This is a genomic window from Blautia sp. OF09-25XD (assembly GCF_003482095.1).
Lineage (GTDB): Bacteria > Bacillota > Clostridia > Lachnospirales > Lachnospiraceae > Fusicatenibacter > Fusicatenibacter saccharivorans.
The window spans coordinates 67,677-87,192 of the sequence record NZ_QUMG01000003.1; the positions used below are offsets into that span (position 1 = coordinate 67,677).

General features: G+C 50.7%; 14 protein-coding genes. All 14 read right to left on the reverse strand.

What is annotated here, in order from left to right:
* Positions 1-142: 142 nt before the first annotated feature.
* The 14 genes from DXA93_RS03565 to secD all read right to left on the reverse strand — a co-directional run bounded on the left by DXA93_RS03565 (position 143) and on the right by secD (position 19,488).
* Positions 143-1,393, reverse strand: a complete 1,251-nt coding sequence (locus DXA93_RS03565; RefSeq protein WP_055219448.1) for an ABC transporter permease — start codon at positions 1,391-1,393, stop codon at positions 143-145.
* Positions 1,394-1,404: 11 nt separating this feature from the next.
* A complete protein-coding gene (locus tag DXA93_RS03570; RefSeq protein ID WP_118640223.1) occupies positions 1,405-3,801 on the reverse strand; it encodes an efflux RND transporter periplasmic adaptor subunit in 2,397 nt (798 codons plus the stop codon).
* On the reverse strand, positions 3,798-4,481 hold the full coding sequence (locus DXA93_RS03575) for an ABC transporter ATP-binding protein (protein ID WP_117801729.1): 684 nt from the start codon (positions 4,479-4,481) through the stop codon (positions 3,798-3,800). The genes DXA93_RS03570 and DXA93_RS03575 overlap by 4 nt, the downstream gene beginning before the upstream one ends.
* Positions 4,478-5,923, reverse strand: coding sequence for an efflux RND transporter periplasmic adaptor subunit (locus tag DXA93_RS03580; protein WP_118640222.1), 1,446 nt, complete (start codon positions 5,921-5,923; stop codon positions 4,478-4,480). The genes DXA93_RS03575 and DXA93_RS03580 overlap by 4 nt, the downstream gene beginning before the upstream one ends.
* Positions 5,924-6,145: 222 nt before the next feature.
* On the reverse strand, positions 6,146-6,409 hold the full coding sequence (locus tag DXA93_RS03585) for a hypothetical protein (protein WP_022461142.1): 264 nt from the start codon (positions 6,407-6,409) through the stop codon (positions 6,146-6,148).
* 223 nt (positions 6,410-6,632) lie between these two features.
* Positions 6,633-8,441 carry an aspartate--tRNA ligase gene (gene aspS / locus DXA93_RS03590; RefSeq protein ID WP_118640221.1) on the reverse strand — a complete coding sequence of 603 codons (1,809 nt, stop codon included), beginning with the start codon at positions 8,439-8,441 and terminating at the stop codon, positions 6,633-6,635.
* A 92-nt stretch (positions 8,442-8,533) separates the two neighbouring features.
* Entirely contained in the window at positions 8,534-9,790 is a 1,257-nt protein-coding gene (gene hisS, locus DXA93_RS03595) for a histidine--tRNA ligase (RefSeq protein ID WP_055227609.1), read from the reverse strand.
* A complete protein-coding gene (locus DXA93_RS03600; protein WP_070103204.1) occupies positions 9,723-10,403 on the reverse strand; it encodes an HD-GYP domain-containing protein in 681 nt (226 codons plus the stop codon). The genes hisS and DXA93_RS03600 overlap by 68 nt, the downstream gene beginning before the upstream one ends.
* Positions 10,400-11,899, reverse strand: a complete 1,500-nt coding sequence (hemZ, locus tag DXA93_RS03605) for a coproporphyrinogen dehydrogenase HemZ (protein ID WP_055227610.1) — start codon at positions 11,897-11,899, stop codon at positions 10,400-10,402. The genes DXA93_RS03600 and hemZ overlap by 4 nt, the downstream gene beginning before the upstream one ends.
* Positions 11,871-12,494, reverse strand: a complete 624-nt coding sequence (locus DXA93_RS03610; RefSeq protein ID WP_055227612.1) for an MBL fold metallo-hydrolase — start codon at positions 12,492-12,494, stop codon at positions 11,871-11,873. Before DXA93_RS03610 ends, hemZ begins: the two co-directional genes overlap by 29 nt.
* Before the next feature lie 15 nt (positions 12,495-12,509).
* Entirely contained in the window at positions 12,510-14,807 is a 2,298-nt protein-coding gene (locus DXA93_RS03615; protein ID WP_118640220.1) for a RelA/SpoT family protein, read from the reverse strand.
* 47 nt (positions 14,808-14,854) lie between these two features.
* Positions 14,855-15,379, reverse strand: coding sequence for an adenine phosphoribosyltransferase (locus DXA93_RS03620; RefSeq protein ID WP_117509253.1), 525 nt, complete (start codon positions 15,377-15,379; stop codon positions 14,855-14,857).
* Between the two features lie 131 nt (positions 15,380-15,510).
* Positions 15,511-17,235, reverse strand: coding sequence for a single-stranded-DNA-specific exonuclease RecJ (gene recJ, locus DXA93_RS03625; RefSeq protein WP_117509254.1), 1,725 nt, complete (start codon positions 17,233-17,235; stop codon positions 15,511-15,513).
* Between the two features lie 147 nt (positions 17,236-17,382).
* Positions 17,383-19,488 (reverse strand): protein translocase subunit SecD, encoded by a 2,106-nt coding sequence (secD, locus tag DXA93_RS03630; RefSeq protein WP_330425770.1) that lies wholly within the window; start codon positions 19,486-19,488, stop codon positions 17,383-17,385.
* Between the last annotated feature and the right edge of the window lie 28 nt (positions 19,489-19,516).

Below are 19,516 nucleotides of genomic sequence, written 5' to 3' on the forward strand. Positions count from 1 at the left end.
CAAATTGCGCTTATTTTCCAGTATAACCGACTTTCCGCAAAAAGTAAAGATCTTAAGTTTCATCCGCACACGCCGCACAAAAAATCCGCACGGATCCAGCACCTACGCTGTACCCGCACGGATTTTTCAACTCTTTTTTGTTCTATTCTCTTCGCAGCGCATCGATCGGATTCAGGTTCGCTGCTTTTACCGACGGCAGCAGTCCGAATACGATACCGATCACCATGGAGAAGACCACGGAGAAAATGATTGCCGGAATACTGATCGCCACAGGCGTCTGCGATACCCTCGAAATCACCTGTGCCATGATAATGCCGCCCAGCACGCCGAGCAGTCCGCCGATGCTGGTGAGCACCGCCGCCTCGGTCAGGAACTGGAACAGAATTCTGCGTTTTCTTGCTCCGATCGCCTTTTTCAGGCCGATCTCGCTTGTACGTTCCGTTACAGATACCAGCATAATATTCATAACACCGATACCGCCGACCAGAAGCGAAATGCTCGCGATCCAGATCAGCTGCTGGTTCGTGCTCTGGCCTAACTCCTGCAGACTCTTTGCTTTCTCCAGCAGATCCTCTGCCTGATAGGAAAGAGAATCAGTTGTATTGGTCACGGATTCGTTCATGATATCCGCTGTTGTCTTTCCCACCGTGCTCATATCCTCGGTCGTTTTTGCCATCACAACGGCATTTTCCGGTTCATCATACTGGAATACGATCGGCCAGCAGACATCCGGCATCAGCACCAGCGGATAAGATTCCTGATTGTACGTATAGTAGTCATCTCTGGAATTGATGACCGGCTGGAACGAATCGGCTTTTTTGATCACGCCGATCACCGTGAACGGCTCTCCCATGATCTCGATCGTTTTGCCGACCGGCGACTCATCCGGGAAGAGTGTCAGCACTGCGGTATCGTCGAGGAGGACAACTTTGTGGGTCTTCGAGAAATCGCTCTCCACAAAGCCGCGTCCCTGATAAATCTGATATCCGCACGTCGACAGATAATTTTCATCCACGCCAAGCGCCTTCGCACTGTCCAGTGTTGTGTTTCCTTTTGCGATGCCGCTCACATACGTTCTTTCGGTGTAAAACGATGCATTTTCCACCTGATCCTGCTCGCGGATCCGCTTTTTCTGATCATCGGACAGTTTCGACACGCCGCTTGGCAGTCCGTTGTCCATCCAGTAATCGCCGTCGCCCTGCTTTAAGCTGACGGTCACGTTGTTGTTTCCAGCTCCGATCAGGTTCTGTTTGATCTGCTCATTCGTTCCCTTGATCGTGGAGACAATTGAGATGATCGACGCAATTCCGATGATAATACCCAGCATCGTCAGGAAGGAACGCATTTTGTGTGACCAGATTCCCTGAAAGGAAAGTCTTACATTTTCTAACATAATGCGCCTCCTTAACTGTTGTAATAATCCGATGAACTGGATTCCTTCGTGTCTGCGCCTTCCACCACGGTTTTGCCGTACGGAAATGCAATGTAATCCTCTTCGGAAAGACCGCTCTTCACTTCGTAATAACTGCCCCACAGAAGTTTTCCGGTTACCACATTCTGTTTCTTTAATTTATCATTTTCATCCCGGATATAAACGAATTTCTGTCCGTTTTCCTCGCGGATGAATTCTTTGCTGACGTACAGGCCGTTGCCGTTTTCTACATCGTTTCCGACAGTGATTGCAATCTCGATCCAGTCACCGTTTTCAAAACCTTCTCCGCCTTCCGGGATAACGGCTGTGAACGGATAGAAGGAGGCTGGTGTCTCGCTGTACGACATGTAGCTTGTTGTCGGGTACGGAGAAATCTCGGTTACGGTTGCCGCTGCAAAAGCACCCGAAGACCAGGAAGTCACGTTAAGTTCATCGCCGACTTTTACCTGATCGAGATACGTCTCGCTTAAGTAGCCGCGCACGTACAGACCTTCGTTTCCACTGACCTGGATAAAGGCGCTTCCGTCGTTGGACGGGTTTTCTGCATTTCCAACCTTCTTTACCACACCGCTGATCGTCGCTTTTACGGTCTGGGAATCCAGGGATTTCTGCGTATTTTTGACTTTGAGTTCCTCTTCCTTCTGATCAAGCTTCAGATTACGGATCTGGCTTTCTTTTTCGCTGATGGCTTTTTTCAACTCATCTTTTGTGTAGGTCATCTGGGTATCATCACCGGAAGAAGTATTGTTATTTGCGCTGCTTCCTGTGGATGATGTAAAGAGGGACTGTACCGATGCTTTTTCACCGTAGAATACGGTTTTTGCTGTCGTCTGCACTGCTTCCGGCGCATCTTCGCTCTGCGGTTCCGCTTCCGGTTCTGCCGGGGCTTCAGTCGGCGTCGGCGTTTCCGTCGGAACTGGGGTCTCGCTCGGCACCGGAGTTTCTGTTGGAACCGGCTCTGTGGTCGGAATCGGTGTTGTACTTGGTTCCGGGCTGACGGTCGGCTCTGGAGTTACACTCGGTCCCGGCGTAACGCTCGGGGTCGGAGTTACACTTGGTGTCGGGGTAATCGTTCCTTCTTTTACCGCCACATTTGCAGTGCTGACTGCCATGGAAGTACCCTTGTCATTTTTCGCTGTCACTTCTACTGTATAGATTCCGGCATCCTCTTTTGTGATGTTTTCTTTTGTGTAAGTATCCTTAAAATCTCCGTCGATTGTCTTTCCGTTGTGTTTCCAGACGTATGTGTAAGTGCCATCCGTTTCGGTGTTTTCTGTGGAATCGTCTGCCTCACCGCTTCCATTTCCGGCTTCACCCGGCTGTGTCACATCGTCCTCGGACGGACTCTCGGTTCTATCATCCGTTTTATCGTCTGCTTTCTCATCCGGCTTCTCTTCGGTATCTTTCTTCTCATTGATTCCGATTTTCAGCTTCAGCTCGCCGCCCTCTGCCACCTCTGTGTTGGCAAGCGGCGTGGTGATTTTTATTTCCGGTGCATCCGCCGATTCGGATTCTTTCAGACTCAGGACTGCTTCATACGAAGTCTCGTATACTTTCGCAATCTTCGTTCCATCCTGCTCCCACACGGTTTCCAGCGCCTCTGCGGCTTTGTTTTCCTCATGAATCTCCAGGCGAAACCAGTATCCTTCGCTGTCCTCTTCTTTTTTCGTTCCCTTTTCATCCGCGTATCCTGCCATCTGATTCAGGAATCCGCCTGTTAGGACTGTTCCCGGTGCGCAGAGATAGGTGTATGGGTCTTCCTGCGTTCCTTCTCCTTTGTATGGTTTGGAACCAAATACAAGCTTATTCGTACTGCTGTACAGAACAGCATCCTCGTACGTCGGCTCCGGTTCTGGGGTCGGAATCGGTTCGTCCGGGAAATCCGGATCGATGGGTTCATCTGGAAAATCCGGGAAATCCGGGAAATCCGGCTCCACCGGATTCAGCGGCGTATCCGATACCGGTTTTGTCTTTTTCAGCTTTTCCAGTTCTTTTTCACTCTGCTGGATTTTCAGCTTTGTCTGTGCAAGCTGTAACTGCTGCGTTTCCAGATCCAGCTCGATCATGCTGGTATCGTATGTCATCAGCGTGTCTCCGGCATTTACCACATCGCCCTCTTTGACGAGAACCTGGGAAATGGTCTGGCTGTCGGAAAGATAGATGTTCTGGGAAGCCGTCGAGGTGATCTGGCCTTCCATGTTCATGCTGTCTCCCCAGTATCCACTCGTAAAGTCACTGACCGGATACACTTTTACGGTTGTCTTCTGCGCCTGGCGAATCCCATAATAGCCGCCGACACTTACGCCACCCACGGCAACCGCTGTCACGACTGCAATCGCTGCTTTCTTTGCGGCTTTTCCTTTTTTCATGCTTCGGCCACCTCCTTCGATTTCATCATTCCGTCGCGGATCTCCACGGTGCGCTGTGCCATCGATGCGATCTCCGCGTCATGCGTAATCATCAAGATGCTGACGCCCTCATCGTTCAGGCTCTGGAACAGCTCCATGACCTGCTCGCCGGAATGGGAGTCGAGCGCTCCGGTCGGCTCATCAGCCAGCAGAATTTTCGGATGGTTGACGATCGCTCTTGCAATCGCCACACGCTGTTTCTGTCCGCCGGAGAGCTGGGTCGGTTTGAAACTCATACGGTCGCCGAGCCCCACCCGCTCGAGGGCAATCGCTGCCCGCTCTCTTCTCTCTTTTTTCGGCACGCCCGCGTACGTCAACGGCAGGCATACATTTTCCATTGCGCTCTGTCTTGCAAGGAGTTGGAAGTTCTGGAAGACAAAGCCGATTTTCTGCAGGCGGATGTCCGACATCTGATTGTCACTGCATTTGCTGATGTCCTGTCCGTCGAGGATCAGCCGTCCGCTCGTCGCCTGGTCGAGGCAGCCGACAATATTCATCAGTGTTGTTTTTCCGGAACCGGAAGGACCCATGATCGCAACGTACTCGCCTTCTTCCATGGAGAAGTTGATGTTTTTCAGAACCGGAACCGGGATTTTGCCCTGCATATATTCTTTACAGATATTCTCTAATTCCAGAATCACGGCTGCACCTCCCCGTCATCTGCTGATCCGGCTTCCTGTGTGTCTGCCGGTTCTGCCTTACCATTGTCGGCGCCGCCGATCACGTTCGTTGTATCTTCCTCACCGCTGTACTCTGCGCCGTCCATGGTATTGTCAACCATGCCGTTTTCATCCTGCGTCATACCGTCGTCGACCATTCCATCGTCGTTGTCAAGCATACCGTCATCCACCATTCCGTCATCCTCGCCGCCGGCCGGATTGCTCTGTCCCAGTGATCCGTCGGTGCTGACTACGGTCTTCATCCCTTCTTCCAGACCGTCCTCCGGGAAGGTGATTGCATCATCTTCTGCAAGGCCGTCGGTGATCTGATATTCCATCATATTTTCATCGTGTGTTCCAAGGGTTACGCTTCGTTTTTCCAGTTTGCCTTTTCCATTATCGGCCCAGACGTAAGGATTGCTGTCGACATCGTTGATAAAGGAGTCAGACAGCCAGATTCCTGTTTTGACTTCCTGCTGGCCGACATCCGGCTCTACGTAAACGTGCTGACCGAGCATCAGGCCATTTGTTCCATCGAGCTGTACATAAAACGGATAGTTGCTTGACTGCGTCATACCGTCTCCCGAACTGCTGTAAACGTTATTGCTTCCTGTCCGTGCATTTTCCCGATCAATCTTTGTCACGGTTCCGGTCCAGGTCTGATTCTCATCTACACGAGAATGCACGATCACCTGGCTTCCTTCGGTAATCGAACCGTCGCTCATATTCTGTTCATTGATCTGGCCTTTTACACGGAAATCTCCCGTTGCAAGAACGGTCAGGAAGGAATTGTCGGAGTTGTCACCGGAGTAAGCGCCGGCGCTGCTGTCATCGTTGTTGATTGATTTTACAACACCGGCGATTTCGCTGATCACGGTCGCATTGGTGATGTTATCGTTTAATTTATCAATCTCCGCCTGTTTTGATTTTCCTTCATATTCTTTTTTCTTTAAATCCAGCTCCGCTTCCTGAATTTCCAGTGTGATGCTTGCCTGCTGGTCTTTTGATGCCTGCTTTTTGTCTTTGTAAAGCTGGTCGATATTGGTATTCATACTTGAAAGTTCATTGTTTATACGTTCCAGATCCAGCTGCGCCTGCTCGAGGTCACTCTGGAATTTCTCGGTATCGTAGGAGAACAGCGGTGTTCCGACCTGAACCTCCTGACCGACTTCCACATAAACTTCCTTTACCTTTTTCTCGCTGTTTTTCTCTACCTTCCAGGTATTTTCCGACTCCACAACACCGGCATAGCGGTTTTCCATTCCATTTCCGGTTCCCAGATTGGTCAGGGCTTTTACAGTATTGACATAGACGACGTTATCGTCCTCTTTTGTACTGTTTCCAAGGAAATGCCATGTCACTCCCCCTCCGGCTGCCGCCAGCACTGCGACTGCACACACAATCGCGATTACTTTTTTCTTCATACGCTTCCTCCCACTTTTCTATTTTACAAATTAATTTTCTGCTTTCCCAAGTTAGTTCTATCGTATCACATTTTGTTTTTTGTTTTCTTACTTTTTCCTTACTCTTTTTTTAGCAAATACTGGCTTTTTCTGAAAATAGATTTTTGTTTTTGTCATTAAAAACCTGCCTCCGTGTTTATGACGGAAAGCAGGTTTTCTTTCGAATCTGTTAGATTTTATTTTTTATGCTACAAGTTTCATCTCCCGCAGAATGCGGTATACGAGATAACAGATCAGCGCTGCACAGACCAGTTTGAACAGAAGCGGAACGACGGCGAACACGATTTTAAATCCAAGCCAGATCACGCCGATCGGGAGAAGAATAGTGGCGCATGCGCCGAGGACTTTTCCTCCAAATTTCAGCAGCAGTCCGACGATCCCAAATAAAATTCCAATTCCGCAGAGCAGACCAAAACAGGTTGCCAGCATGACTAATGTAACTAACATCGTGATCCCTCCTTGTCTTTTTCTCTATGTGTTCCACTTGCTGTGGATGTTTCCGTATCTTTCTTACAAACCATATTGTAGCACTTTTTTCCAGCAAAACAACGGGGAAGACGTGGAAGAATTTCTTAAGTTTTTCTTTACACCGATCGAGTGAAACCTAAAAAAGGACAGACAACGCTGCACTTCTGCAAAATTGTCTGTCCTGTAAATTACAAAATTTTCTTTACTCTTCTGTTGTCTCTTCCTCAGCCTGCGGCTCAACCTCAAGACCAAGCTCTTCCAGCTGTGCTGCGTCAACCGGTGACGGAGCCTCGGTCATCAGACAGGAAGCATCTTTTACCTTCGGGAATGCGATGACGTCGCGGATGCTGTCCTCTTTTGCCATCAGCATAACGAGACGGTCCAGTCCGTAAGCCAGTCCGGCGTGAGGCGGAACTCCGTATTTGAAAGCATCCAGAAGGAAACCAAATCGCTCATGTGCCTGTTCCTTTGTGAAACCAAGCATCTCAAACATCTTCTCCTGCACATCGTTCTGGTGAATACGAACGCTTCCTCCTCCGATCTCAGTGCCGTTCAGGACGATATCGTAAGCTTTTGCACGAACTGCGCCCGGATCGGTATCCAGAAGCGGCAGATCCTCGTCCATCGGCATGGTGAACGGGTGATGCATTGCGGTGAAACGGTTCTCCTCATCGGACCACTCCAGAAGCGGGAACTCGGTAATCCATACGAAACGGTATTCGTTCTTGTCGAGAAGTCCCATCTGCTCTGCCAGTTCCAGACGAAGTGCGCCAAGAACGTTCCAAACAATCTTGTTGCGGTCTGCTGCGAAGAGAAGAAGGTCTCCAGCCTGTCCGTCCATGGCTTTGATGAGGGCTTCCATCTGCTCCTCTGTCATAAATTTGGAGAAGGAAGATTTCCAGCTTCCATCCTCATGGATTGCAATGTATGCAAGACCTTTTGCACCGTAACCTTTCGCAAACTCAACGAGCTTGTCGATTTTCTTTCTCGGCATTGCGCCCTGTCCCTTTGCGTTAATACCGCGGACAGAACCGCCGTTTTCAAGTGCGCCCTTAAATACAACGAACTCGGTATCTTTTACGGTCTCGGAAACATCAACCAGCTCCATACCGAAACGCAGGTCCGGTTTGTCGGAACCGAAACGGTTCATAGCCTCTTTCCAGGTCATTCTCTGGATCGGGAGCTGTACCTCAACGCCGAGCACCTCTTTGAACAGGTGTGCCAGCAGTCTCTCATTGACATCGATAACATCATCTACATCAACGAAAGCAAGCTCCATATCGATCTGGGTGAACTCCGGCTGACGGTCAGCACGCAGGTCCTCGTCACGGAAACATTTTACAATCTGGATATAGCGGTCATAGCCGGAGCACATCAGAAGCTGTTTGAACAGCTGCGGAGACTGCGGCAGTGCATAGAAGCTGCCCGGATGAACACGGCTCGGTACCAGATAGTCTCTGGCGCCTTCCGGTGTGGATTTGGTCAGCATCGGGGTTTCGATCTCAAGAAAACCTTCTTTTGACATGAACTCACGGGTGAGCATTGCCACCTTGCTTCTCATAATCAGGTTTCTCTGGATATCCGGTCGGCGCAGATCCAGGTAACGGTATTTCAGACGGAGCTCTTCTCTCGTCTTGGAATCCTCCTCGATCGGGAACGGCGGGGTTTCTGCCTCGGAAAGAATGCGTAAGGACTCAGCCTTTACTTCGAGCTCTCCTGTTGCCAGATTTTCATTGATAGCACCGGAGCGGGCCATAACTTCACCTTCTACGGCAATGACGAACTCGCTGCGCAGTTTTGCTGCTTTCTCAAAACCTTCCTCACTGATCGGGCCGTTCTCAAAGATAATCTGCATAATACCGCTTCTGTCACGCAGATCGACGAAAATAATTCCGCCTTTATTACGGCTCTTCTGTACCCAGCCCATCAGGGTTACTTTTTTTCCGATATCTGCTTTTGTGACTTCCGCACAGCGGCAGGTTCTCTTCAGGCCTTTCATGGATTCAGCCATTTTCTTGTTCCTCCTATTTGGAACTGCGGACACAAAGAATCTGCATCCGCAGCACATCGTTTTTTCATGCGATTACTATTATTGGATATTCCTTACATTTTGTCAACAAAAAATTCTTCGATCTCAGTGTAGCCCTCGCTGGCAAGCTGCTCTTTCTGGAATTTCTTGTTCTTTTTCATCACGGCGATGTTGATGGCCGTGCCTTCACTTCTCTCTTTTGTCGCCTGCTGAATGATCTTCTGCATTCCCTCTGCCGGCATGTTTTTCTCGATCAGGTACGCTTTTTTCTTCTGCGCGCCCGGGATCTGGTAATCTCTCTCAAGCAGAAGCATAACGATACGCTCAAATCCGATGGAGAATCCGCATGCGCAGGTCTGGTTTCCGGTGAATTTTCCGATCATTTCATCGTAGCGTCCGCCGCCTCCGACAGATCCGCCGTACTCATCCATAGCGATCTCGAAGATCGGTCCGGTATAGTAGGACATTCCGCGCACCAGAGTCGGATCGAAAGCGATCTTGAATTCTGCGGTCTTCACGGCATTAACACTGTCGATGATGGTCTTCAGGCCGTCTGCGTACTCTTTGTCAAGGAATCCCTCGAGTTTCTCACGGCAGTACTCTACGCCTGCGGTATCCGGGGTGATCTCCTCGAACATTTTCAGGTATTTCTCTACGGACTCTTTTGCAAAGCCGGCTTCCTCGAGCTCTTTGGCAACGCCCTCAAAACCGATTTTATCCATCTTATCGAGGATAATAAATACGGTGTCATAGGACTCCTCCGGGAATCCGCTGTAGGCTGCCATTGCTTTTAAGATGCGGCGGTCATTGATACGGATCGTAAAGTTCTTGAAGTCCAGTTTTCCAAGCAGTGTGGTGGTAGCAAGGATCAGCTCAATCTCTGCGAGGTTGGTCGGCTCGCCGAGGATATCGATATCGCACTGCATGAACTGGCGGTATCTTCCTCTCTGCGGACGGTCTGCACGCCATACATTTCCCATCTGAAGTGCTTTGAACGGGGACGGAAGCTCGTTTGCGTTGTTGGAATAGTAACGGCAGAGCGGAACGGTCAGGTCATAACGCAGGCCGCTGTCTACGAGATCGTTTTCTTTCTCAGCGGTCTCGAGTTTCAGCTTCTCTCCTCTTTTTAAGATCTTGAAAATCAGTTTCTCATTCTCGCCGCCCTGTTTGCTGTTCAGGTTTTCGATGTGCTCCACGCATGGGGTCTCCATGGAGGTAAAGCCGAAGGTTCCGTAAGTTTCCTTGATCAGACGGATCACATAGTCACGGATTGCCATTTCTTTCGGTAAAATATCTTTCATTCCGGTAACCGGTTTCTTTTTTAATGCCATTTTCTGTTTTCTCCTTTATGATTTCCCGGATCAATTCATCGACATCAGAAAGCTCGATCGCTTTCCGGCTGCCGCTGTGGATCACTCTCTGAAATGCCAGGAACATTTTCAGATCGAAATTTTTGACTTCTTCTGTCATAAGCTCCATCGCCTGTTTCCGCGTAAACGCACTCCGGTACGGGCGGTCGGAGGTCAGCGCGCAGTACACATCACAGATGCGTAAGATACGCGCCCCAAACGGAATCTTTTCTCCCGCCAGATTGGCCGGATACCCGGTTCCGTCATAATTTTCATGGTGATACAGAATACTCTCCAGCACAAAATCGGAGTAGCCGCGTCCCTGCAGGAGTTCATAGCCCAGTGTGGAATGGGTCCGCACAAAGCGCATCTCCTCGACGACGAGTGTATCCTGTTCTTCTACGTAATTCTCCAGTACAATCTTTCCGATATCGTGGAGAACGCCCGCTTTTGCAAGCTCATAGCAGATTTCTTTCTCATACCCAAGTTCCCGCGCAAGATCGTAAGCTAAATTGCTCACTTCCATGCCATGGATGAGCTGCTCGGTCAGGGTATAGCGCAGCATGTGAAGCTGCTGACTGGAATTTTCTTTCATTTTGGCAGATACTTCTCCATTCCGATACGTTTTCTCTCGATCATTTCATCGATACGCTCCACGTAGTTTTTCAGATCCTTCACGTTCTCCACCCGCTCAATGCGCTCTCCGTGTTCAAACACGAATTTCGTGGACGCTCCGGCTCCCGCGGCCAGAATGGACTGTTTTTCCTCCATAATGAGGATGTTGTAGATACCTGCTTTTCCTTCGCGGGAGTAGCCGACATTCTCAAAGTTACCCGCCATATTTTTCTGGCGGTACATGTAATACGGTCCCATCTCCATGCGGTGTGCGCTGTCCATCGTCATTTTCATGATCTCGGCAGAGTTTTCAAACGAGATTTCCTGATATTTGTCTTTGAACAGGTTGAGTCTCGTTGCACGCTTTAACGCAAGGGAATGGACGGTCAGGGAATCCGGATTCAGCGCTTCCACTTTTTCCAACGTATGCGCCACTTTTTCCTTGTCCTCGCCCGGCAGACCGACGATCAGATCCATGTTGATGTTGTCAAATCCAAGGGAACGCGCCATACGGAACTTCTCCTCGATCTCCTCCACGGTATGGTGGCGTCCGATCAGATCCAGCGTTTCCTGGTTCATGGTCTGTGGATTGATCGAAATACGGGTGACCGGGAATTTGCGGATGGCTTTTAAGACCTCCTCATTGATCGTATCCGGCCGTCCTGCCTCCACGGTGAACTCCTGCACCTGCTCCATCGGGAAGAGCTCTGTCACTTTCGTGAGCAGGCGCTCCATCTGTGCCGCATTCAGCGTGGTCGGCGTACCGCCTCCGATGTAGATCGTATCAAGGGTGTAATCCTTCATGTTCTCACTGATAAAGATCAGTTCTTTGATCAGTGCATCGAGATACGGATCTACCATATGCTCCCAGCGGCTTAACACATGGGAGCCGAAGGAACAGTACAGGCAGATGCTCGGACAGAACGGGATGCCGATGTACAGGCTGTAACCGTGTTCGTAGTCGATCGTCTTTAAAATGTCCTTTTCCCGGTTGGCAATCGTGATTGCAAGTGCCGTCTTTTCCGGGCTGGTGTAGTAGGTCTCGCGCATGTATTTCGCAATCTCTACATTTGTTTTGCCCTCTTCCAGCATCTTCATCGGAATTTTCGTCGGACGGATGCCGGTAAGGTCGCCCCACGGAAGTTCTTTTCCGCTCACTTTCGAGAGCGTGCGATAGACCATCCGTTTCAGGACATTTTTCGTTTCGTGGCGGTCTTTTTCATATTCCACCGCCTCACACGCGGCAGAAAGCTCTTCGTGCTTCTCATTTTCTATGGAAAAGCAGATCTGGTCTGCCGCGTACAGGATCTTATCATAATATGCAAATTCCCCGTCCGGCGCCCCATCCTCTTCGTACCATGAGGTAATCTCACAGCCCGGATAGAATGCCTTGATCAGGGAATACACATCGTATTCAAAATCTTTTCTGTTAAAACAAAGGCTGATATTAAGCAAGGGGATTGTACCTCTTTTCATGTTCAATCGTAGTTTCATCGTTGTGGCCCGGATACACGGTCACATCCCCGGGAAGCTCTTTTAACAGGCGCTTGGCCGACGCGATCAGCTCTCTGCCGGAGGATGTCGGGAAGTCGTATCTTCCGTAGGACTCGCAGAACAGCGTATCACCGGAAAAAAGTGCTTTCTCTGCCGGAATATAGTAGCAGACACCGCCTGCCGTGTGCCCCGGTGTCGCAAGAACGTGGATTTCAAAGTCTGCGAGATGCAGCACATCGCCCTCTTTTACGGTTTTGTCCGCCTGCATCGTGTACGGTTTGCTCCAGAGCCCGGAAAGATTTTTCTTTGGATCCCCCAGCAGGTGCTGCTCTTTTTCATGGACATAGACCGGGATATGGTACTTTTTCCGCAGTGCATCCGCTGCCAGCATATGGTCGAAATGGCCATGGGTCAGCAGAATGGCCTCCGGGTCGCCGTCGATCTCGTCGATCTGGCGTTCAATCTCCAGCGGCGAATCGCCCGGGTCCACGATCAGCACCTTCTGGCTGTCCGGATTTTCCACAACGTAGCAGTTTGTCGAGAGCATTCCAAGTGCCCGGTAATTTACCTTTATCATACGCTTTTCTCCTTTTTATCCTCTCGATCTCTGAATATTGATCACGCTCTCCACCTGGCGTACCTTCTCGATGATGCTGTTCAGCTCTTCGTTGTTGTGCACGTCGAACGTCACATCGATGGAAGCCGTTCCCTGCTTGCTCGTTCTCACGTTCATCGCCGCAAGGTCGATCTTCCGCTCGGTAAAGATCTTGGAGATATCCACCAGAAGACCGGTACGGTTGTTTGCGTAAACGCTGATCTCCACGGTATAGAGAGAGCCGCCGTTGTCCTCTGCCTGCCATTCAGCATCAATGAGGCGCGCCCGCTCAGATTCCGGCAGATTCAGGACATTGACACAGTCGGTGCGGTGAATGGTCACGCCGCGTCCTCTTGTGACAAAGCCCACGATCTCATCGCCCGGGATCGGATTGCAGCATTTTGAGAAGCGAACTGCCACATCGTGGATACCGCGCACGACGATGCCGCCCTTGCTCTTTCCAACCGGCAGAACTTTCTCTCCAGATGCCGCCTCGAGCACCTGCTCGTCGGTGATCTCTTTTTTATGTTGCTTTTCGTACGTCTCAATCAGCTTGTTGAGGACCTGGCCCTCTTTTAAGCCGCCGTGGCCGATGGCCGCAAGAACGGAATCCCAGTCGCGGAAGCCGTACTTTCTCATGACAGCCTCTTCGTACATCGGTTTCGTATAGATTCCAAGGTTTTTGCCCTTCAGCTTTGCATAGCTGGTGAGCATTTCCTTGCCTTTGACGATGTTGTCCGTCTTGTTCTGCTGGCGGAACCACTGGTTGATGCGGCTCTTTGCCTGGGAACTCTTCGCAATTTTCAGCCAGTCGCGGCTCGGTCCCTTGGAGTTCTGCGAGGTGATGATCTCGACGCGGTCTCCGTTGTGAAGTTCCGTCTCGATCGGCACGAGTTTTCCGTTGACCCTCGCTCCGACCATCTTGTTGCCGACCGCACTGTGGACGGAATAAGCAAAGTCGATGGCACAGGAGCCGACCGGAAGCGTTTTGACATCGCCCGCCGGGCTGAAACAGTAAACATTGTCGGCAAACAGGTCGAGATCGCTCTTTAAGAGGTTCATGAACTCATGGTTGTCCGCCATGTCCTGCTGCCACTCCAGAATCTGGCGCAGCCAGGTCAGTTTTTCCTCTTCCTGCTCCGGTCCCGGTTTCTTGCCGTCGGAGGCCTCTTTGTATTTCCAGTGTGCAGCGATACCGTATTCTGCAATCCGGTGCATCTCATAAGTACGGATCTGAATCTCAAACGGCTGTCCGTTCGGTCCGATCAGGGTTGTATGCAGGGACTGGTAACGGTTTGGCTTCGGCATCGCAATGTAATCTTTGAAACGGCCCGGGATCGGCGTGTACATTTCATGGATGACACCGAGCGCTGCATAGCAGTCTTTGACGGATTCCACGATGATGCGGACCGCAAAGAGGTCATAGATCTGATCCAGCGTCTTATGCTGGTTGACCATCTTTTTGTAGATGCTGAAAAAGTGCTTGATTCGTCCGTTGACATCTGCCTCAATGCCGGCCTGGTGGATATGACGGGTCACCTCTTTTACGATCGCATCGACAAACTCCTGCCGCTGCTCCCGCTTCATGCTGACCTTCTGCACCAGTTCATAGTACGCATCCGGCTCCAGATATTTCAGAGAAAGGTCATCGAGTTCGACCTTGATCTTGGAAATACCGAGGCGCTGTGCGATCGGGGCATAAATATCCATCGTCTCACGCGCTTTTTTCTTCTGCGTCTCCGGCGACCAGTACTGTGCGGTCCGCATGTTGTGCAGACGGTCCGCCAGTTTTACCAGAATAACACGGATATCCTTTGCCATCGCAAGGAACATCTTTCTCAGGTTTTCTGCCTGCTCCTCGACCTTATCCGCAGAATATTTCAGCTGTGCCAGCTTCGTGACACCGCTTACAATCAGGGACACCTCCGGGCCGAACTCCTCGGTCAGCTCTTCTTCGGTCATGACGGTATCTTCGACAACGTCGTGCAGAAGGCCTGCCGCGATCGACTCCTTGTCGAGCTCCAGATCTGCCAGGATAATTGCCACACAGAGCGGATGGATGATGTACGGTTCCCCGCTCTTTCTTTTCTGGTCCTTATGTGCATCCGCTGCCACGCGGTATGCTTTTTCGATCAGGGAAATATCGTCCGATGGATGATATTTTTTCACAGAAGCGATCAATTCCCCGTATAATTCCTCCGGACTTGTAAAATCGTCCGTCTTGCGGATTCTGGCTTCTGCCGCCGCCACATCCTTCTTTAATTCTTCTTCACTGATTCTTTTCTCTTCTTCCATATGTATCCTCCGCTCTCATGATTAACCCCTGCGTTTCGTTGGATACGTTATTTGCCATCGTAACGGATGACAGATTTTACATCATATTTTGCCAGTTTTTCGCGTCCTTTTAAGCCGGCAAGCTCCATCAGGAACACGATTCTGGTTACTTCGCCGCCGAGGCGCTCGATCATTTTTGCACAAGCCTCCACGGTACCGCCGGTTGCAATCAGGTCGTCGATGATGACTACCTTCTGGCCCGGTTTGATGGAGTCTTTGTGCATCTCGATCGTTGCGCTGCCGTACTCCAGGTCATAGCTCTCCTCGATGGTCTCCAGAGGAAGTTTTCCTTTTTTACGGATCGGCACGAACGGTTTGTGCAGATTGTAAGCAATCGGCATACCGAAAATGAAGCCGCGGGACTCGGTTCCGCAGATTACGTCACAGTCTACTTCTTCTACAAAATGCTGCATCTCATCTATGGCAAGCTGCAGTCCGTCTGCGTCCTGCAGGATACTCGTTACATCTCTGAAAATAATACCCGGTTCCGGGAAATCCGGAATACTTCTTACGTAATCCTCTACTTTTTTCATAAAATATTCCTCCGTTTCGTCAAGGTTTGACAATTCACCTTACAGTATAGCATCAATATTCTTCTGCGTCAATTTTGTTTCCGATAGAAAACAGGGCAGAAAAATCAGGTATTTGCGGCTTTTCTGCATCTTTAAAAATAACTCTGGATATTGATCTGTAATTTGTCGCGTCCGTTCCACGTATCGATCGACGGATAGTACGCTACCGAGAGGGTCGGATGTGCATCCACGTATGCGGCGAACGCTTCTCCCTCGCCGAAATAGACACCATCCATCTGGTATCCGCCCGCATCGGCAAGCTGTACTTTCACCACGTTTCTATTCTTTCCAAAAATGCGGTAATTTAATACAGTCAGTCCTTTCTGTGCGAACAGCGGTTTCGTGTTGCCTTTTCCGAACGGCTCCAAGAGACTTAACTGGCGGATCAGATTTTTGGTGATGTAGGTGATCGGCATCGGCACATCGATCACAACTTTTTCGACGAAATCCTCTTCCGTCAGCGTGGAATTATCGTTCAGTGCCCGGCGGAACGGTTCGATCATCTCCTCTCCTGCGAGGGAAAGGCCCGCAGCCATCGGGTGGCCGCCGAATTTCGTCATCAGTTCTTTGCATTTGCAGAGCTCCTCATACATCGAATACGCTTCGATCGAGCGGCCGGAGCCCTTGACGCCCTCCTCACTTCTGGTGAGTACGAAGGATGGTTTGTGGAAGTGCTCCCGCAGGCGACCTGCGATGATTCCGGCAAGGCTCTCGTGGCAGTCCGGCAGATAGACGACGAGGACTTTGTCGTTCTGCAGCGGGGAGGTTTCCACGAGCTCGATTGCTTTCGCCTCACCCTGGCGCGTCAGCTCTTTGCGGCTTTCATTCAGGTCTTTCAAGTCCCCGGCAAGCTTTGCGGCCTCCTCACGTGTCTTTGCGCAGAGCAGTTTTAACGAATGCTCCGCCGTGTCAAGCCGTCCCGATGCGTTGATGCACGGGCCGAGAACGAAGCCGATGTGATACGGTGTCACGTTTTCCGCCTCGATGCCCTGCACACGGATCAGCTCCTGCAGGCCGAGGTTCTGCGTTTTATGGAGCGCCCGAAGGCCGGCTTTTACAAAAATCCGGTTTTCTCCCTGCAGATCCATCACATCACCGATCGTCGCAATGGCGACAAATTCCAGAAAGCGGAAGCTGTGCTCCTTTGGAATACCTGCTTTTGCCTCCATCGTCTGGATCAGTTTCCATGCGACGGCCGCACCGCAGAGGCCCGGAAACGGATAGGAACAGTCTTTCTGTTTCGGATTGACAACCGCGTCCGCCGGCGGCAGGATGTAGCGGCGTTCTCCGTTTTCATCCTCCTCAAACGGAACCTCGTGGTGGTCCGTCACAACAACCGTCATGCCAAGCTCTTTTGCCAGACGGATCTGACTGCCCGCCGCGATGCCGTTGTCACAGGTGACGATCGTGTCCCGCCCCTCATCCGCGGCAAACTGCACAAGATGCTCATTTAAGCCGTATCCGTCTGCAATCCGGTCCGGGATACGCACATCCGCATCGGCACCGAGATCTTTTAATCCGGTCAGCAGAATATACGTTGCCGTAACACCGTCGATGTCGTAGTCCCCGATGATGCGGATCGGCTTTTTCTCCCGGATTTTTTCTGCGATCAGATCTGCCGCGCGCTCCATATCCTTCATCAGCAGCGGATCGTGGAGCTGCTCCAGATCACCGAAGAGATACTCTTCGATCTCTTTCTCCCCGGTCACATCCCGGTTCCGGATCAGGCGGGCGATGACGGGATCGATGCCGAACCGATCCGCAATTGCCTGGAAATCGGCGCGTTTTGCCGAAACTACCCAGCGTTCTTTCTTCATATGTTCTCCTCTTTCCTGTTAGCAGGAAACGCCGGACTTTTCCGGTCCGGCGTTTCTCTTTTTATGGTTTTTGCTGCTTTTATTTATTTTTTGTCTTATTCTGTACTGCTTTGGACGGCACATATTTGTTTTTTCCAACGTGCTTCATCACATACCACAGGGCACCTGTGATGCAGACAGAAGTGTAGCTCCGCATACGATACCAACCATCAGAGGTGCTGCAAAGTCGCGGATGGAAGAAACTCCCATCACGAACAGAACAAAGATGGTGATAAAGGTGGTGAGGGAACTGTAAATGCTTCGGGTCAGGGTGTCCGTGATGCAGCGGTCAACCAGGGACTCGATCGGCTCTCTCTTTAACTCCGGCAGATTCTCACGGATACGGTCGAAGATGACGATCGTACTGTTGATGGAATAGCCGAGGATCGTCAGCATACACGCGATAAAGGTGCTGCCGACCGAAATACGGGATACCACATAGAATCCGAATACAATGGCGATATCGTGCATCAGTGCAAGGATGGCACTCGATGCGAAACGGATGTCGCGGAAACGGATCCAGATGTACAGCAGCATGCAGACTACAGCGATGATAACTGCTTTCATCGCATTCTGGCTCATTTCTTTACTTACAGTAGAAGAAATGTTGTCGAAAGTGATTTCAGAAGTATCGACACCGAAATTGTCTGCCATTGCCTGGTAAACCTGCTCACGCTCTTCCAGAGTCAGAGAACGTGTTTTGATGATGACATTGTTGCCTCCGACAACCTTTGTCATCTGAATATTGGAATCTTTTGTCACGCCTTCCACAACCGGCTCTACCTCTTTGTCCAGCTCTTCGATGGAGTAATCCTCGTTGAACGGAACGTTGATGGAAGTACCGCCCTTGAAGTCAAGGCCGAAGTTCAGTGCGCTTCCCTTTGTCTGATGCATGAAAATCATGCTGGCCGGAACGGCAAGCAGCAGAATGCAGGAGATCGTGAAGAAGATCTTTCTCTTTTCCACAAATGGAAATCCCTTGCGCTCTTTCTTGGTTCCGTAGTATTTCGCATCCTTCAGTCCCATACCGTACAGGCTGTTGACCAGCAGTCTGGAAACAACCATGGCGCTGAACATGGAAAGAACAATACCAAGAGCAAGTGTCATGGCGAATCCGCGGACACTTCCGCTCGCAAGCGCATACAGAACAGCTGCTGCAATCAGGGTCGTCACGTTTCCGTCCAGGATGGCAGAAGCTGCCTTCTTGAATCCGTCGCGGATTGCCGCATGAACCGTCTTTCCGGCACCGATCTCCTCCTCGATACGGGCATAAATGATAACGTTCGCATCGACCGCCATACCGATCGACAGGATAACACCTGCGATACCAGGCAGGGTCAATGTCAGGTCAAATGCATTTAAAGCAATCAGATTCAGCTCAACATAGATGAGCAGTGCCCATCCGGCAGCAATACCAGGCAGGCGATATACGATTGCAAGGAAAAGGATAATCAGTACAATGCCGATCGCTCCCGCTTTTACGCTGGTGGAAACAGCTGCAGATCCAAGCTGTGCTCCAACGACGCTGGAGTTGATCTCCTCAAGTTTCAGGGAAAGGGAACCGATACGGAGGGTGGATGCCAGGCTGGTTGCTTCATCCCAGTCCATGTTTCCGCCGGAGATGACTGCAGTACCATCGGAAATCACAGCGTTTACACTCGGTACACTGACGAATTTTTCATCATAGTAGATACCGATGCTCTTTCCTGCGCTGTAGGCTTCCTGGGTTGCGTCTGCAAATTTCTGTTTTCCTTCGTCGGTCATTTTCAGCTGAACGACGCTCTCGGTTGCTTTTGTGGTGGAGTTCTGCTGATGCATGGCTTCTGCGCTCTCCACATCTTTACCGGTCAGAACGACGGAGCCGTCCTCCTCGAGCTCTTCGATAGTTTTTCCGTTCAGAACGTACTCGCCGGTCGAGCTGTCGTAGGTGTAGTTTTCTGTTCCGTCATCGTTGGTCTGTTTGATGAAATACAGGCTTCCCGGTTTACCCATCTCTTCCAGAATGGTGGTTGCATCGGTTGCACCCGGGATTTCAATGGTGATACGGTTGTCGCCCTGCAGATATACCTGTGCCTCTTCGCTGTACTGCTGCGCACGCTGTTCCAGCTTGTAGCGGGTATCTGACATTTCTTCGTCTGTCGGGTTGTCCTTTACGGCCTGATAGGTAATGCTGACACCGCCGGACAGATCCAGACCCAGGTTGATGTTCTTCATCGACCGGTTCCGGTAGGACCCCATCCTT

Coding starts and splice junctions, on each gene's coding strand:
- recJ (WP_117509254.1), bottom strand. CDS start 17,235: ATGAAGAAAGAACGCTGGGTAGTTTCGGCAAAACGCGCCGATTTCCAG.
- DXA93_RS03620 (WP_117509253.1), bottom strand. CDS start 15,379: ATGAAAAAAGTAGAGGATTACGTAAGAAGTATTCCGGATTTCCCGGAA.
- hemZ (WP_055227610.1), bottom strand. CDS start 11,899: ATGAAAAGAGGTACAATCCCCTTGCTTAATATCAGCCTTTGTTTTAAC.
- DXA93_RS03570 (WP_118640223.1), bottom strand. CDS start 3,801: ATGAAAAAAGGAAAAGCCGCAAAGAAAGCAGCGATTGCAGTCGTGACA.
- DXA93_RS03615 (WP_118640220.1), bottom strand. CDS start 14,807: ATGGAAGAAGAGAAAAGAATCAGTGAAGAAGAATTAAAGAAGGATGTG.
- hisS (WP_055227609.1), bottom strand. CDS start 9,790: ATGGCATTAAAAAAGAAACCGGTTACCGGAATGAAAGATATTTTACCG.
- DXA93_RS03610 (WP_055227612.1), bottom strand. CDS start 12,494: ATGATAAAGGTAAATTACCGGGCACTTGGAATGCTCTCGACAAACTGC.
- aspS (WP_118640221.1), bottom strand. CDS start 8,441: ATGGCTGAATCCATGAAAGGCCTGAAGAGAACCTGCCGCTGTGCGGAA.
- DXA93_RS03585 (WP_022461142.1), bottom strand. CDS start 6,409: ATGTTAGTTACATTAGTCATGCTGGCAACCTGTTTTGGTCTGCTCTGC.
- DXA93_RS03600 (WP_070103204.1), bottom strand. CDS start 10,403: ATGAAAGAAAATTCCAGTCAGCAGCTTCACATGCTGCGCTATACCCTG.
- secD (WP_330425770.1), bottom strand. CDS start 19,488: ATGAAGAACATCAACCTGGGTCTGGATCTGTCCGGCGGTGTCAGCATT.
- DXA93_RS03580 (WP_118640222.1), bottom strand. CDS start 5,923: ATGAAGAAAAAAGTAATCGCGATTGTGTGTGCAGTCGCAGTGCTGGCG.
- DXA93_RS03565 (WP_055219448.1), bottom strand. CDS start 1,393: ATGTTAGAAAATGTAAGACTTTCCTTTCAGGGAATCTGGTCACACAAA.